At 40.1% G+C, this 16,262-nt stretch carries 13 protein-coding genes and 1 pseudogene; 6 read left to right on the forward strand and 8 right to left on the reverse strand.

From position 1 onward, the window contains the following. Positions 1-61: 61 nt before the first annotated feature. From EPB74_RS01545 to EPB74_RS01555, 3 genes are all read left to right on the forward strand, one after another. Positions 62-817, forward strand: a complete 756-nt coding sequence (locus EPB74_RS01545; RefSeq protein ID WP_274902369.1) for a hypothetical protein — start codon at positions 62-64, stop codon at positions 815-817. Positions 818-854: 37 nt separating this feature from the next. Continuing rightward, positions 855-1,214: a hypothetical protein gene (locus EPB74_RS01550; RefSeq protein ID WP_274902371.1), complete on the forward strand. Its 360-nt coding sequence runs from the start codon at positions 855-857 to the stop codon at positions 1,212-1,214. Between the two features lie 472 nt (positions 1,215-1,686). After that, positions 1,687-2,442 carry a hypothetical protein gene (locus EPB74_RS01555; RefSeq protein ID WP_274902372.1) on the forward strand — a complete coding sequence of 252 codons (756 nt, stop codon included), beginning with the start codon at positions 1,687-1,689 and terminating at the stop codon, positions 2,440-2,442. A gap of 15 nt (positions 2,443-2,457) precedes the next feature. Here EPB74_RS01555 and EPB74_RS01560 read toward each other — a convergent pair whose 3' ends face one another. From EPB74_RS01560 to EPB74_RS01595, 8 genes and pseudogenes are all read right to left on the reverse strand, one after another. Continuing rightward, complete coding sequence (locus tag EPB74_RS01560) at positions 2,458-3,444, reverse strand: glycosyltransferase family 2 protein (protein WP_274902373.1); 987 nt, start codon at positions 3,442-3,444, stop codon at positions 2,458-2,460. Between the two features lie 97 nt (positions 3,445-3,541). Further along, positions 3,542-4,753: a hypothetical protein gene (locus tag EPB74_RS01565; protein ID WP_274902375.1), complete on the reverse strand. Its 1,212-nt coding sequence runs from the start codon at positions 4,751-4,753 to the stop codon at positions 3,542-3,544. A 2-nt stretch (positions 4,754-4,755) separates the two neighbouring features. After that, complete coding sequence (locus EPB74_RS01570) at positions 4,756-6,111, reverse strand: glycosyltransferase (protein WP_274902376.1); 1,356 nt, start codon at positions 6,109-6,111, stop codon at positions 4,756-4,758. Between the two features lie 120 nt (positions 6,112-6,231). Continuing rightward, complete coding sequence (locus EPB74_RS01575) at positions 6,232-7,905, reverse strand: glycosyltransferase family 2 protein (protein WP_274902377.1); 1,674 nt, start codon at positions 7,903-7,905, stop codon at positions 6,232-6,234. A 648-nt stretch (positions 7,906-8,553) separates the two neighbouring features. Next, positions 8,554-9,087, reverse strand: a pseudogene (locus EPB74_RS01580) (COG4705 family protein); the annotation flags it as partial. Positions 9,088-9,163: 76 nt separating this feature from the next. After that, the gene (locus EPB74_RS01585) at positions 9,164-10,819 is read right to left on the reverse strand and encodes an ATP-binding protein (RefSeq protein WP_274902380.1); all 1,656 of its coding nucleotides are present in this window, start codon (positions 10,817-10,819) and stop codon (positions 9,164-9,166) included. A 52-nt stretch (positions 10,820-10,871) separates the two neighbouring features. Beyond that, complete coding sequence (locus EPB74_RS01590; protein ID WP_274902381.1) at positions 10,872-11,531, reverse strand: response regulator; 660 nt, start codon at positions 11,529-11,531, stop codon at positions 10,872-10,874. A gap of 159 nt (positions 11,532-11,690) precedes the next feature. Then, positions 11,691-12,275 (reverse strand): PepSY domain-containing protein, encoded by a 585-nt coding sequence (locus EPB74_RS01595; RefSeq protein ID WP_274902382.1) that lies wholly within the window; start codon positions 12,273-12,275, stop codon positions 11,691-11,693. 263 nt (positions 12,276-12,538) lie between these two features. On the opposite strand from EPB74_RS01595, the gene EPB74_RS01600 reads away from it, so the two are divergent. From EPB74_RS01600 to mprF, 3 genes are all read left to right on the forward strand, one after another. Beyond that, positions 12,539-12,691 (forward strand): hypothetical protein, encoded by a 153-nt coding sequence (locus tag EPB74_RS01600; RefSeq protein WP_274902384.1) that lies wholly within the window; start codon positions 12,539-12,541, stop codon positions 12,689-12,691. Then, positions 12,640-13,344, forward strand: coding sequence for a COG4705 family protein (locus tag EPB74_RS01605; protein ID WP_274902385.1), 705 nt, complete (start codon positions 12,640-12,642; stop codon positions 13,342-13,344). The genes EPB74_RS01600 and EPB74_RS01605 overlap by 52 nt, the downstream gene beginning before the upstream one ends. A gap of 170 nt (positions 13,345-13,514) precedes the next feature. Next, a complete protein-coding gene (gene mprF / locus EPB74_RS01610; RefSeq protein ID WP_274902387.1) occupies positions 13,515-16,253 on the forward strand; it encodes a bifunctional lysylphosphatidylglycerol flippase/synthetase MprF in 2,739 nt (912 codons plus the stop codon). Positions 16,254-16,262: the final 9 nt, after the last annotated feature.

The following is a 16,262-nucleotide window of genomic DNA, read 5'->3' on the forward strand; positions in this document are numbered from 1 at the left end:
ATAAGATTGTACTGACTTATCATTGAGTGTAGATATACTTCAATAATAAGGATTATAAATCATGTCAAGTAAGCCTACTAGTAACGATAATATCAAGAATGCTTTAGAGTCTTTTGAGAATACAACAGAAGCGCCTTCAAATGATGGAGTAACGGGTGTTGAGGTCTTAAAAGGCGATACAGTAATGTATGAAGATGGTGACTTTGAAGATTACAATGCGGAAAAACAGGCTGAATCTAGCAAAGGTGATGAATCTAGCAAAGGTGATGAATCTAGCAAAGACGATGAATCTAGCAAAGACGATGAATCTAGCAAAGATGATGAATCTAGCAAAGATGATGAATCTAGCAAAGATGATGAATCTAACAAAGATGATGAATCTAACAAAGATGATGAATCTAACAAAGATGATAAGCATGGTATGACGATAGCCAATATCTACCAATGGGCGTCTAAACTTAAGGATGATTTTATCTCTGATAAAGAGGGGAAATCTGATTCTAATGATAAAGAGACATCTAGTAAATCTGATCAAGATGACAAACACAGTGCAACAATAGCTAATATTTATCAATGGGCGTCTAAGCTTAAAGATGATTTTACCTCTGAAGCCTTTAGTATGACGCATGAAGTTTCTGAAAAGGCGGTTGCTATGATGCTTAATAGGCTTCTGGACGCTGCAGAGGCTGAGCTAAAAACCTTTGATAAGAACGCAGAAGACTCTAAAGAGTCAGTGCCCAATGCTACAGAGGAACGTAGTAAGATTACTGATAAAAAAGATAAATACCAAAATATGCTCGACCAACTACGAAGCTAATTGGCACCTTACTTCAATTTTACCTAAGGACGTTGACATGAAGAGAATAGAATTAAACGCATCATTACGTACAGGTCTTCTAATAGCGTCCTTAGCCGCTATTATGGGCATGAGTGCTTGTAGTAGTGAAAAAGAAGATGCAAATGGCCAATCAGCTGATGGCATAGAAACAAATCAAGGTTCAGAAGTTACAGGTACAGCCTCCCAAGAAGGTACGCCGTCACCGACAAACGATACTAATGTGGATACTGCGGCAGATTCTACTACTAATTCTAGTGATGGAACTGGCACAACGAATCAGTCAGGGTCTACAGATAGTATGGGTAATGATGAGGTAGATGACCATACTGACGAAAACCCGAACTTAGATCAAACAGCGGCTGAAGGGCTGCAGTAGAACTCTAAATGCTCGCAAAAAGATGGCGAAACTCATAAAAAAGATGAGTACGCTGTCTATGTTTTTCACAAGTATTTGATAGGAAATTAATTGGTTATTTAAACGATTAGGGCCAGTGATTCAATGTTAGGTGTTTAAATAAAATGCCTATCATTGGATTTTTTATTGTCTTTTGATTGGTTATTGCTTATTCTTCCGTCAGGGAATAAAAAGCAGTTATGCAGCTTTTTATGAAAACCTCATGCTAATAGGTCTAACAGTATTTTTGTGTCTTCAAATCAGTGATTTTGCTGTCGGAATAGATCATGTTGATTACAAGAATTATTTTTAATACTCATATTTTTAGTATGTAATCTTTTCGTCAATGAGTATAAATGAGATTGTATCAAAGTCTATTCAACAAGCTGACATAGTTAAAACGCATGATTCAATACTTGAGAAAAATAATTCGTTATCAGGTGGGAGTGAATGCGTGTCTAATAAAATAAGTAAAGAAGAAGCTGCCTTTGCAAGTTTGCCTTTTAACATTCAAAATGCTTTAGAGCAAAAAAATAGAATAGTATTTATCGCCAATAATCCATCTATTAGCACCACGCAACTTGAGCAGCTGTTGCAACCTGATGATGTTTTAGTGTTGTTTAATCACTTCATACACGCTGATTTTTTTGCTAATCATCTGTTAATTAGTAAATTGCCTAAATTATTGTTTTTTCGGCAGATTGGCGACAGTAAACTGCATTTTGGCTTGCCACCGAGAAGTAATAATGTAGCTGTAATGAAGAGAATGGCAAAGGCTGCACCATTAGGTATATTGCTGAGCAATCAGCCTTATCAGTTTCCGTTACCAAGTGAGGATCCAAACCCTGATGATGATCCTATTACTTCTGACCGAACACTCATTATTCCACCAATAGTACAAGAGTTATTGCAGAACGATAGCTACCATAGAGTATTGTCCGAGCGTCATCCGGTCGTTGCGGATTACCCTTACTTTGGCGATATTCATTCATCAGCACCGTCGTCCGGGTTTTTGCTATATCGATTGCTATTAGCCGCTCGAGAACATCTACAGTTGGTGCAAAAATCAGATTTACCACTACGACTATTAATGATAGGTTTTAATGATAATGACAAAACTGCCCATTTTTGGCACGGGCATAACTGGGATTTTGAGCGCCGCGAAATGAGCGCGCCGCCGCAAGAAGTAGAGGTTATTCGTCAGTATTAAACATTAACTAAAAATTTAGACATAGGGTGCATTGGGGCAGTGTGCTTGCTTTATCTCATGAGCGCTAGGTTTTCGTAACACCACTATCGGCGTCGACTGTACCGCTGTCCAACGAATAAGTCCCATATTAGAAAATTGCTCAAGCCACCCTTCCATCGGCCAGTGCTGCCATTTCTCATAAAAACGATTGGCATTGATGATAATGCTATCTAAATGATTAAGAGGTGGCCGATAGACGCTGTGCTGCTGATGGTAAACAATGTCGGCAGTGAGATAAAAGTTAATATTTAATAGCCGCGCAGTAAAAGCAAAGTCAGTATCTTCAGCTCCATAACCGATGTATTGAGTATCAAACCCACCTATCTGCTCAAACTGTTGGCGTTTAATCGCAAAGCATAAACTCCAAAACGCACCGTAATCATCGGTCTGCTCAATAACCGTCTGCTTTATTGATGTGGCAATGTAGTCGACCTCATTGAAATTATAACGATAAGGGTTATAGACAGACAGTGCATTTAAAAAGCAGGGGGTTAGCGTGCCACTTTGTAACTCTAAGCCTTCTTTATCTGACAAAGGTCGCGTGAGATAGCGCGGTTGACCCATGAGTAAGGAGTCAGGATGTTTTTGCAACTTAGCGCTTAATTGCTCAATAAACGTTGGTGCTACTATACAATCGACATCTAAAAATATGAGAGTGTCATGAGTGGCGAGCGCTGCACCGATATTACGATTGTGCCCAATATCAAATTTAGTTGTATCTGATTTATTGGATGATGCTTCAATGGTTGTGGGAATCCTTATGATATTTAAAGAAAATTCAGCCAACCGCTTTGGGTCAGCGTCGTCATTGACAATGATGACTTCATCGGGCTGGACGCTACCGTTCATAAGGCTGCTGAGTAGATTATAAAGATGGCGATTGCGCCCGTAACAGGTGGTGATAACCGTTACTGGCACATGGTCAGCACCAGCTTTAATATCAGAAATTGGTTTTATGCTCATCAGTTGTCACAGCCTCTTTATTATTTTACTTTTTTTATAATGCGTTGGATATTATTGAGAGTTTGTTTAAGAGCACTGTTTATTATTATTGAAGTTATTAGTAGTCAGGATTTAACTCAAGCTTAGGGAGTAACCACTTTTCGAACCAAGCTTTAGTCGTTGGATATTGAGTCGTACTATCCATAAATTCTTGGGCAGTAGATAAACAGTCTTTGTCACGGTTTGCGTCACTAGACTTTGAAATTAATTTAGGTTGTACGGGTTGCGCCGTATTTGTAGGCAGTCCATTCGGATCTATATGAGATTGTTTATGAGATATTAAGGTTTTAAATTGCTGCCAGCTCAATGCACGTTCTTGGTTTATTAATGCTTGCGCCATCACTTCTTGCTCTTGATGCGGACGGTCATCAGGTAGAACCACAAGCGGCGTAGCATAATAATAGGCCTGCGCAACGGCGTTCAGACCACAGGCCATCAGTAGATAGTCGCTATGTTGCATAAATGGTGTGACATCATTCACTTGCGCGGCAATATCAACATAGCATCGCATATCATCGTTTATAGGACCAAGTGATATGATAAAAGCGTTGGGTAATAGGCGGCGTAACTCGGGTAATTTTATATCAATAGCCTCATGTCCACCGTAGCCCTTAATAACAGTAATGATAGTGGACGTATCTTCTTCCCAGTCTTTTAGATTTGAAGTATTTAACTTCGTCAGTATTTTTATAAACTCATTATAGGCGAGCTCTTTTCGTTGCGCCGTATTAATAAAATCAAGGTATAGCGTTTTTTTACCTACCCATTCGGGCGTCATACTAGCCTCTAGTAGACGAGGATAGGGCGCTAGTAAAGCAAGCGCGCCAGCAAAGGCATTGAGATGCGGGGTATCATCGCGAATACCAGGAAGTCTGATATAAAGGTAAGGAATACTAGCAGCTCGGCACAGCATCGCCACTTCAACACTCACATCGATAACCATTAAATCAATGTGATGCTGATAAATCGTATCTAGTATTTGATGGCTACGCTTTTGAATATTGCTATTACCGACAGGCGAATAATGGAGGCTAGCTGGTTGCCAATGTTCTCCTGTGCGACCTTTTAGCACATCATCTGCACACTCATCCTCTGCTTGTAGCCTTATAATTTGCTGCTCATCGAGACAGGAAAAAGCATAATCGTCTAGGCTTAAGCTCGTAAATACTATTAATTGTCTTTTTGCATCCACCGGTAATAGCGCCGCAAGTTTATCAATTTGTCGGCAGTGTCCTGAGCCGTGATGATGTGCGTAATAGCCAAGACGCATACTCAATGCTCCTCAAAGTTCATAGTGATGGAGCGATCGTTTGAAGTATGGTTTAATTTAAGATTTGAACCCGTTGACGAATCTGACTTATTATGGATAAATGAACCCTGTGCCAGCTGCTCATTTCGCGAATTGGCAAAGCCCTTCTTCTGCTGACTTTCTCTTACTGCTGCTTTATATAGTGCAAGATATCCTTCTACCATCGCTGATACTGAGCAAAACTGTAAAGCGCGTTCGCGGCAAGCCTGACGTGATATGTGCTTAATCTCGAAAAAAGCCTTTATAAAGGCTTCTTTATCTTCCTTAGCAACGATAATACCTGTACTAGGCGTGACTATTTCAGCGCTTGCACCCACATCAAAACCAATCACTGGTGTACCACACGCCAAGCTTTCGGCCAGTGTCAATCCGTAAGGTTCATCCCACGTACTGGTGAATAGCATGGCAGTTGCTTGAACGAGGTAGTGATTTACCTCTTCCTTAGTCACATGACCAATATAATCAAACAGTTTTTGTTCGCCATTTTTGCGGTCTTGAGATAATAAAGGCGCTACTTGTTTATTAAAGTAATCTTCATTACTTTTAGGACCAGCAATAATGAGTTTTTTCCCCGCTTCCATACAGTACTGCATGGCCAAGTGCGTGCCTTTTTCAGGACAAATACGTCCGTACCAAAAATAAACCTCGCTATGCTCATTAATTAGACTATCCGTAGGCTCAGTATTAGCGATAAAGGACTCAACATCGATGCCGTTATAGACGACATGTGAAGGAACGAATTCAGAAAAAAGGCGCTGTTGGTGTGTGCTGATGGCGGTAAACTGGGTGCTTGTTCCGTGACGTAACGTCAGAAGTGCCAGACGCAACTGCGGGAAAATAGGGGTATGAAAAGTAGTAAAAAATCGAGCACCAAACGCTTGACCTGTCATCATCGGAATATGATGGAGACTGTGATTGTGTACGATATCAATTTCACCGCGAGCATCACGTTCAATAATGTCACGCAGTACACGTTGATAAACCAAGTACTGGTACATCTCCTCGCGGCTCATGCCTAGCGTTTCATGTTCGTTCTCATAGACAGTTGCATCAAAATCAGCTCGGGTTAGCATTGGGACTAAGGTTGCTTGCGTTCGACTGTCTTTATGGGCATAAAGCAGTACTTCATGACCTTGAGCAACGAGTTCATCACAGATGAGTTGCGTAATCATCTCAAGTCCACCTGCATACGGCTGGGCAATAGGATATAAACAGTGGGCAATAATCGCTATGCGTAATGGCTTATTGGTTATTGCGATAGGGCGTTTATTATCAGCCTCAATAGAGCTTACAAAACCAACAGAATGAGCGAAAGACATATAAACCTCAAAGTAAAAATAGCGATTATTTTAAATTGGTAAGCACGACAGGTTTTATACAGGCAAATTATTAAAGATACTGGTATAACGCCGGTCTTCAAAAATGGACCTTGTTTAAGACTAAGGGTTAATAATTTTTTTGTTTTCAAATACCGTTTCAATCTTAGGCAGTGCTAGAGGTTTGGTTTGTTTTCGAGCGTGCGCGACCGCAGGTTTAGACTTGATCCTAATGCTGTTAAGTTTTGGCTCTGTAGCAGCAAAGTTATCAAAAGCCACTTTTGCCGCACCGATTTTTAATAGACAAACCGTTAAAGCACAGATAAATAATATTGGAGAGTAAAGAGGAGAAAACGGCGCTACTACAAGCGCTGTAATGATATTAAGCGCCAACAGCAGTTTGGGCAATGCTACTATATTTGCCTGCCATAACGAGTGACGAGTACGAATATACTCTTGCTTTGGGGTGCATATAAATGGCTTTTCACGACCCCACATAACGGGTAACCACGATAGCGCCCCAAGCTCCCAAAAATTCAAATGCATTAACCATGCTCTCAAGCGCATTTTCATGGTTGGTTGATAGTTTCCATTCACTTGTTTATTAAGCGGTACCTGATCCTTCATATATGCCCATAAACGCCTTACTAAGAAGACTGTATAACCTGCGTACACCAGATATAAAGGCGTGAGCAGAGTTGAGTCGGCGTTAATATTAAAAAGCGTAGGAGCAAAGAGCGCACTGAAGATAATGAGTAGCGTACAGATTTGTAGAAAAATAAACAAACCAGTGAAATTTATCCAAGCGCTGAGCTGAGAAAGGTGTGCATGCACATAGAGTAGACGTTCGCCAATACCTTTTACTTTTATGCTATTGATAACATATCGATTAAGAGGGGTAACAGAAGTCAACGTTTGACTTTTCTCTAGATGTTGTCGGTGCATTGAGGATTTATCTATCGAGAAGTAAGTGTTTATTACTTGCATATTCCCATAGATCCAGCGTCGACGTTGGCACATTAAATCATTCAATGTATTGGGTAGTAAACCGGTGGCAATAACTTTAGGTATGAATTGACTACGCAAACCTTGTTGATGCATAAGAACACCCATCTGCGCATCTTCAGTAATCGATGCACCTGACCAGCCACCCAAGCTTAAAAGATCTGAGCGGCGTATCACCGCATAAGTTCCTGTTGATAAAGCCCGCTTGCGATTAAAAGGACGATATAAGTGATGATTGAAATAGTGGTTTAATTCGCTATGAATATCTATTTGTCCAGCGTTACGGTAAAACTGTGGGAACTGAAGTAGAGTGTGCTCAGGATATTGTTCGATAGCGTTAGCAATTGATACTCTAGCGTGTGGTAATGCTTGATAATCACTATCAACGACGACAATATGCGTACAATCTGGGCTCATGAGTCCTAATGCTAAATTTAAAGCGCCTGCCTTAAACCCTTCTACCGCATCAATGTGGTAAAAATATACTTTTAGCTCAGGATCTAAGCTGGCGCAAAACGCTGCTAATGGTTTATACATGGATGTGTCATTATTATTATTATCGATAATAAGAATCTCATCGCAGTCTTTTTTTACCACAAGGAGGGATTGTATGGTGGCAATGACCAGTTCTGGAGGCTCCGCACGTGTCATCAATTGAAAACTTAAAGCCGCTGTATGGGCTTGTGAATGGTTTTTTTCTACATGATCATTTACAGAGGAGCCATTTATAGTCTCCCAACCTTTTACATATTCCAAACTTTCTTTAGTACAAACTCCCTTATCGATCGCCATAACCTATCCCTATGTACGCCTCAAACTATGCTATGCCATTAGAAACAATGATAAGAACTAAAAGCGTCAGTATCTAATCTTTACCATTGACGTTTATCGCCGATATATTTGTTGATTGAATATCATAGCTTAAGATTTGATAAGAAATGGATGGTTAATTGTTTAATAGTTCTTAATAGTGTAAGCGTAAGTAATTTGTGTAAATCTTTAGCTAATTCAAGTGAATATTTGACCTATGGTGATTGATCCATAGCTAAACTTGATTTTTTGGAGAAAAGGGCAGAATTTTTTAGCTATACCTAAGGATTTGTTAAAGCATATGTTTTTAACTAGATATCAACACCTTTTGTCTGATGAGTGATCGCGCGCCGCCACGTAGCTTGGGTATGATGGAAGGTTTTGGTATTCACAGTTATCGCTTTATCAAACCCCAGTATTAACAAGGTCACCTAAGTGGATTGTCAAAAAAAAGGTTGCTAACGCTATGTAATATATAGTGTTAGCAACCTTTTTTACTACTATCAATATCCAATCATCATCGATATTCATCCATCATACTAATAATTATAGACCTTGGTTAACAAGACTATTAGCATCTAAGAAATTATTATTTGATCAATAAAATAAGTTTTGCTAGGAGCATAATAATCAATGTGCTTTAGCACTAGCCTGCTGCTTAAACACTAATAGACAAATAATGATAAAAACTAACAACGCAGCTGAAGCGCCAAAGCGGCTTAGTGCAAGACCACCATGATCGATAGGCTTGTCTAAGAAGTCACCTAATACCGCTCCTAAAGGCCGAGTTAAAACGAAAGCGCTCCAAAATAATAGTGTTTTCGATATTTTAGTATAAAAATGAGCTAGAGCGATGAGTACTAATAAAGATCCAAATATGATAGCGCTCGTGGTATAACCCATGCCTTTGGTATCTGCTACCCAGTCACCAAGCGCGGTACCAAGGGTTTGTGAGAACATAATAGTCGCCCAATAAAACACCTCTGCTTTGGGTTTGCTAATGCTATCGACAGCCATACTGCCCATCGTCTTTTGCCAAGTTATTAAACATAGGCCAAGTAGCGCTATCAGTAATGCTGAGCCGCCCGCATAGCCAATGCCCAAAGATCTTGTTACATAATCTGCTATCGTCGTACCCAAAGTCGTTGTCGCAATAATCGTGGCTCAATATAGCCATTCAATAGAGGCGTTAAGAAAGCGTCAAGATATACCTAAGTTTATCAAAATTTTCCCAATTGACTTAGAAAACTAAGGTGATGCATAGTCCTTTATTGTTGTTTTGACTTGGAATGGTCGCAGTAGAATCATTCATAAACACATCGATACCTGCTTGCTCACAGATTGACTTGACAATAGAGAGTCCTAGGCCTGTTCCCTGTATTTCTTGTGAAGTATTGCTAGTGCTATCTGATCTTGAGTCGCTTGTATTATTGCTCATGCTATTACTGAGCTGGTCAGCTTTATTATTCACCTGATTGAGCCGTACAAAAGGGTCAAAAACAGTTTTATAATCGCTAGGATGAATGCCTGCGCCTGAATCTATTATTTGCAATATTAATCTGCTACTCAATGTTTTAGATGAGTCGTTCAACTTCCCAGAGTGAATCACTTGTGAGCCAAAATTATACTGAGCATCTAAACCCGATTTTTGTATGCTGCCTGAGTTTTGCTCAAGCTGGAACAGCTTAACGATGACTTGACCATTAGCTGGCGTGTAAACAATAGCGTTTTGAATCAGGTTTTTGACTAGAACTAATAATGACGTTTCATCCATATTTATTTTACGGTTAGATTGTAGATCAACCGTAAGCTCTATATTTTTATTATCAGCAATAGGGATGAGTAAACCGATGACTTGTTCGATTATAAATTTAACAGAGGTTAATGTATCTTCGGCACCGAGCGCCGTATTGATATTACCAGAACGTGCAAGTGTCAATAGCTGCTCAACCAAGCTTTGATTACGCTTTAATCGTATAGCCAGTTTATCTAAACCTTCAGACATCACACTATCAGTGGCTATTCGCTGCAATCGTTGTAGCTGTAGCGATATTGCCGTCAATGGCGAGCGTAGTTCGTGCGCAGCATCTGCGATAAAGCGTTGCTGACGCTCTATACTGACCTTGACCAGTGCCAATAATCTATTCAACGATTCAGCTAGTGGCAACAGCTCGGAAGGCAGATTACTCACTGGCAGAGGGTCTAAGTCATTTTCACGACGCTCTTCAATCTCCTTTTGTAATTGGCGTACAGGCTTCATCATTCGCCACATGATAAAGGGCAGTAATAGTATCAAAAATGCCATGCCTATGATTAAGGGCAAAAAAGACTGCAATGCACTAGATCTGGCGAGATCATCTTGAAACTCAGTACGCTGGCGTACTATAACCACTCTATCTGCATCATTACTACGATAAACGCGCCATACTTTGTCATCTATGGTTTGAGTACTTAAACCCTCTGCTATAGCATGCAGGTCCTCTAATGTCAGATCGTTAAAGTTCTCATCATTATGGTGATTGGTATCATCATTATCGTGCTTACTGTTATCGCCATTATTATCGAGAGAAGAGTTATAGACGAGCGGTGATGATATTAGTGGTGATGATATTGCTGTATTAATGACATCAACGGTGATACTGCCATCGTCATCATCGGTATCAAAATGAATGTTGGGTTCAAGCAACGTAGTAGAGTCAGCTGCTTTGACATCAAGCGTTTGCTCAAGTAACGCTGACATGCTTTTTAAACTGTCATCTTGAAAGTCGTTAAGCTCGTTATAGCTATACCAAAACCCATAACCACCAGCGCCTATGGCGAGTAGCAATAAAGATAGAACAGACCAAAGGATAAGTTGGAACTGTAGCGAGTGAAAGAGCTTATGGAGTTTAGTCATAGCAATTAACTTTTATGGATGACAAATTGTTTTTAGTGTTGGGTGTTCAAAGTTAGGCATTACTGATATACCAACCCAAGCCGCGAACATTTTTGATTCTATCTTGTCCGACCTTTTTACGTAAGCTATGAATCAAAAACTCAATAGCATTACTTTCAACTTCACCGCCCCAGCCATACAGTGAGTCCTCAAGCTCAGTCTTTGACATCACCTTTTCAGGAGATTGCATAAAGGTAGTGAGCAGCATATATTCTTTAGCGGTTAAATCTACAGGATTGCTCTCCATCATGACTCGTTTGTGCGCGGTATCTAGAGTTAGATTGCCAACGGCAACTTGATTGTCAGCCTTGCCTTGGGCACGGCGAATCAGTACACGCATTCGTGCAAAGACTTCTGCTAGCTCAAAAGGTTTAACGACATAATCATCAGCCCCTGAATCTAATCCTGCAATTCTGTCTTTTAATTGATCGCGGGCGGTAAGTATCAACACTGGTGTTTCAATCTTAGCGTCGCGAATAGCAGTTAATACGCCCATGCCATCAACCTCTGGCAGGCCTAAATCTAATAAAATGATGTCATAAGGTTGCACCCTTAATGTCAGTATGGCTTGACGACCATCTTTAACCCAATCGACCGTATAAGCTTCATCTTGCAATGCTTCACTCAGACTTTCGCCAATCATTAAGTCATCTTCGACTACTAATACTCGCATGAGATATCCTTATTGTATGGCTATTAGGACTCAAGTTTTTTTAAGGTATTTATCTATAGTGTCACTTTCTATAGCGTCTTTAAAGCAAAAAGCTCTAATCGATACTGGTGTACAGAGTAGAGCCATTGTTAAGTTATATTCAATCAAATCTTCGGCGTATCAATCATCATAGTCTAACTGACTGCTGATAACCTGACCATTTATGCTGTCGATTACCAGTTTGTGTATTTCCACCCCTTTAGCCATTTCAATCTCATAAGCGGGTATGCCGTTATCAAAATCAAACTCTGCCTCAATAATTTTGCCATTGATACTTTGCGTTGCTTTTTGCATGGCTTGGGTTAGACTGATTTTAGCCTGTTTCAAAGCTTCGTATTCTGCTAAATCTTCCGCATCAAGTTTTTCTTGTTTGGTCTTTAAGATTTTACCGCTACTGGCATCAATTTTTACTTCATGCTCCATGTCCCCGTCAATAAATTTAACTTCAAACTCATCACCTGTCACATAATCGTTTTGGTCAAATTCAGCGCTAATTAAGTCCCCTTTAACTGTTTTCTGCGCCATAGCGATGGCTTGCTCTAGACTGATTTTACTTTTGGCAATCGCGACCGCGTCACTGGTCTCAGCCCCTGAAATAGCGGGTATTTGTCCTGAAGCGATAGCGATGGTACCGATACCAGTGCCGATAACTAGGGCGCTCACGACAACGATTGCTGATTTGCTTAGCATTGATAACTTTTTCATAATATTTACTCCATATCTTAAATGTAGGGCTGACTTCACAATAAATACTTCGTCAGATGTGATGCTGGTAGGAGTTCATCATACAAAATAAGACATAGGAGAAACTTAGCGTAGATTAAGCGTTTGATTAGAGAAAATATATTCAAATTAAGAGATAGCTGATGAGGTCTTAACACTTTCTTAATAGCTGGGTAGTTACTATAGGTTAAGGATGTAGCAAATACAGTGCTATCTCCCAACTAACCTAAAAAAGGAAAGTATTCATGTCTACCTCTCCTCAAATACTCGTATCAGAAAATCGCCTATCCAAATCATCAAAGTATGCCAACATGCTCAATAAAGTGCCACAAATCACTGTGGTGTTTTGGCTGATAAAAATGATGTCAACTACCGTGAAACCGCCGCTGACTTTATGATTTTTAACTTTAAGCTAGGATTGCCGATAACTTCTCTGATTATGACAGCGCTGTTTTTGATTGCTTTGGTAATACAGTTAAAGACCAAAGACTATATCCCGTGGAAGTACTGGCTGACGGTAGTGTTTGTGAGCATTCTTGGCACGCTGATTACTGACAATATGACGGATAATTTAGGCATACCACTAGCATACTCAACGATAGGGTTTAGTGTCTTGCTTGCAGTCGTGTTCGCTATCTGGTACGCCCGTGAAAAAACCTTATCTATTCATCATATTGATACCTTTCCCCGTGAACTATTCTATTGGGTTGCCATCTTAGCGACTTTCGCTCTTGGTACTGCCGCAGGCGACTGGTTTGCAGAAGGACTTAACATTGGCTATCAAAACTCCACCTTTATATTTGCTAGTGGTCTTGCGCTTATCGCAGTGGGGTTTTATGTGCTTAAGTTAAACAGCGTTTTGTGCTTTTGGCTTGCTTATATTTTGACTCGTCCGTTAGGAGCAGCACTTGGTGATTGGCTATCACAACCAGTTAAGAATGGAGGTCTTGAATTGGGAGTGACTAGTATCAGCATTGTGTTTTTATTAATGATTGCGGGCTTGGTAGGCTATGAGACCTATAAGAAAAATTATCAAGTGAATAATCACTAATGAGCGGTAAGATTTTTCATTCAAATTTGTGTTATAAGTTAAGAGAGAGTTAAGATTTTATAAATCAAGAATAACTTTATAGATTGACTGTTAGCAACCTGAACTTGCCAGCCAACTAAAATAGCCGCGTTGTGTGTTATGCCTAAAGCGCCTCATATAAGTAAGTAGCGATGAATATAAAAAACATAAAGTTTAATTGGCATTGGTTATTAGCCGTTGTTGCTATCGTGATGTTTGCCTTGGCATCCAAGTCGTTGTTTCATATGGCGCATACCTTAGATATAGCGCAGATGAAATCTGTCATTTTGGCAACGCCGCCATTAACGATGTTGAAAGCAGTTTCAATGGTCATAGCCGCTTACGCGCTACTGAGCGTTTATGATCTAATAGCGGTGCGTTATCTAAATACTAAAATACCTTACCCTAAGATATTAAATACCTCGCTCACTGCTTTTTCAATTGGCCACACTTTAGGGGTGTCGATGCTATCGGCAGGCGCGGTACGCTTTCGCTATTATGGCAAGTACGGTGTTGAAAGTGCGAAGATTGCCAATATTATCTTGTTGGTCTCTTTAGCATTTAGTTATGGCATGATGACGGTGATCGGACTATCACTACTCATAAATCCACATATGCTCTCACAATTGCTTTCCAATATAGCTTGGCTCGAAAATATACCGCCATTAGTGTTCAAAGCGATCGGGTTTATTATTCTGCTATCGATTGCTGCCAGTCTGATATTTGCTGGCAAGTCAGGACGAGCGTTTGCTATAAAAAACTGGCAATTGCATCTGCCACCAGCTACGGTATTGTTTAGACTTATCGTGCTTGCCGTTATTGATATCGCATTAGTAGCTTATATCATTCATATGCTAATACCTGCCAGCACAGTGAGTTATCTAGAAGTTTTCTCAGCTTACGTTCAAGCTATTACGGTAGGTATTATCAGTCATGTGCCTGGCGGACTGGGCGTGTTTGAGCTAACGATGGTGGCTTCATTACCTAAGGTGGATAAAACCACGTTATTATCCGTGCTGCTCTTATTTCGTATTCTTTATTACCTTATTCCCTTTATGTTGGGGATATTATCGTTTGTCTTACATGAAGCCTATATTCGCTCAGGTCTGGATGCAAATAAGAAACGCAGAATTCTCCCTAGTATATGGATTCCTCAGCTCCTTGCTTTGGCAACAGCGGGTTTGGGTATAGTCATGTTGATAGTTAGTATCTTGCCGCCCGTGGCTAATCGAGAGCTATTACTGGGTGAGTTCATACCGATACCCATTATCGAGACGTCCTATCTTCTCAACACGCTTATGGGATTTGCTTTACTGGTATTAGCACGTGGATTGTATCAACGTCTCAATGGCGCATGGCATATATCAATGTGGTTATTGGGTGCATCAATAGTGACTTTAATGGTCAAGCACTTAGAAGTCGAAGTGGCGGTTATTTGTGCCTTATTGTTCGGCGTGGCCTATTTTAATCGACGTTACTTTAATCGTCAGTCTCATTTGATGAGCTTACGTTTAAACTCACAAACTCTAGTTTTATTGTCGGTATTTTTAATCAGTCTGTTTTGGGTTGGTATGTATGTCCATCGTCATGAAGACTATAGCCCTGATCTATGGTGGACAGTATCAGGTGATGGAGGAGCACGCTTTTTGCGCTCATACGCCATGCTTGCCATCTTAACCATCGCCTATGTATTGTTCAGCCTCATTCGATTTAAAAAACCATCTCCAAGCCTCCCTACGCAAATAGAGCTTGCCCAAGCTGAGCAAGTTGCTCGTAAATCTGCCTACTCAATTGCAAACTTAAGCTTGCTGGGTGATAAGCAACTGCTATTTAGTGATTCGGGTAATAGCTTTATCATGTATCAAACTCATGGTAGAAGCTGGATTGTTATGTCTGACCCCATTGGTGATGACAATGAGTTTGGTACTTTGATTGAGACATTCATTGAATTATGCCAAAGTTTTGGTGGGACTTGTGTCTTTTATGAAGTCAGCAATAGATATCGGCATTTATTCAACAACAATGGCATACAACTGCTAAAAATCGGTGAAGAAGCTATTGTTAACTTAGATGCCTTTAACTTACAAGGAAGCAAAAACTCTAAATTCCGTCAAGTGATCAGTCGTGGTATGAAAGACGGGCTGAGCTTTGAAGTCGTGCCACAGGCGCAAATCCCAACATTACTTGGAGATTTGAAAGCAGTTTCTGATATTTGGTTAGGCGATAAAAAATCAGCAGAAAAAGGATTTTCACTGGGGTATTTTGATGAAAACTATTTGAAGCATTTTGATTGTGCAGTGGTGAAATATCAAGGGGACATCGTGGCTTTCGCCAATCTTTGGCAAAGCGGTCATCTGAATGAGTTGTCCATTGATTTGATGCGTTATAAAGAGGTGCAAAATAGCGAAGGTAAAGCTATCAAAAGTATGATGGACTATTTATTTATTAGCTTGTTTATGTGGGGCAAAGAGGCAGGCTTTCATTCTTTTAGTTTAGGAATGGCACCCTTTACTGGGTTTGAGGTTCAGCCTAAGCCTATCGTTGAAAGTCATTCTTCAGAAGATAGTACTTTAAAAGATAATGACTCAAACAACGAAGCATTAAAAACTATGAGTCAACATATTATAGATGGTAAATACATGGAGATTCCAACAGAAGCTGAAGCTATCGGACCTAAATGGCGCTATGTAACCAATACCGTTACCAAATACGGCAAGACTTATTATAACTTTACAGGACTGCGCCACTTTAAAGAAAAATTCAATCCTGCGTGGGAACCGCGTTATGTAGGGATTGAAACGGGGCTTAGAGCGGGCATAAAACCTATTAAAGGTTTAACTGATACCACCTTACTTATCTCTGGTGGACTAGGTAGTTTGGTTAAAAATTAATACCAGTTA

It is taken from the genome of Psychrobacter sp. DAB_AL62B (assembly GCF_028895345.1).
Taxonomy (GTDB): Bacteria; Pseudomonadota; Gammaproteobacteria; order Pseudomonadales; family Moraxellaceae; genus Psychrobacter.

Bases quoted from the DNA above. Each gene is read 5' to 3' on its own strand.
- EPB74_RS01545 (WP_274902369.1), top strand. From the start codon at position 62: ATGTCAAGTAAGCCTACTAGTAACGATAATATCAAGAATGCTTTAGAG.
- EPB74_RS01550 (WP_274902371.1), top strand. From the start codon at position 855: ATGAAGAGAATAGAATTAAACGCATCATTACGTACAGGTCTTCTAATA.
- EPB74_RS01560 (WP_274902373.1), bottom strand. From the start codon at position 3,444: ATGAGCATAAAACCAATTTCTGATATTAAAGCTGGTGCTGACCATGTG.
- EPB74_RS01565 (WP_274902375.1), bottom strand. From the start codon at position 4,753: ATGCGTCTTGGCTATTACGCACATCATCACGGCTCAGGACACTGCCGA.
- EPB74_RS01570 (WP_274902376.1), bottom strand. From the start codon at position 6,111: ATGTCTTTCGCTCATTCTGTTGGTTTTGTAAGCTCTATTGAGGCTGAT.
- EPB74_RS01575 (WP_274902377.1), bottom strand. From the start codon at position 7,905: ATGGCGATCGATAAGGGAGTTTGTACTAAAGAAAGTTTGGAATATGTA.
- EPB74_RS01585 (WP_274902380.1), bottom strand. From the start codon at position 10,819: ATGACTAAACTCCATAAGCTCTTTCACTCGCTACAGTTCCAACTTATC.
- EPB74_RS01590 (WP_274902381.1), bottom strand. From the start codon at position 11,531: ATGCGAGTATTAGTAGTCGAAGATGACTTAATGATTGGCGAAAGTCTG.
- EPB74_RS01595 (WP_274902382.1), bottom strand. From the start codon at position 12,275: ATGAAAAAGTTATCAATGCTAAGCAAATCAGCAATCGTTGTCGTGAGC.
- EPB74_RS01600 (WP_274902384.1), top strand. From the start codon at position 12,539: ATGTCTACCTCTCCTCAAATACTCGTATCAGAAAATCGCCTATCCAAA.
- mprF (WP_274902387.1), top strand. From the start codon at position 13,515: ATGAATATAAAAAACATAAAGTTTAATTGGCATTGGTTATTAGCCGTT.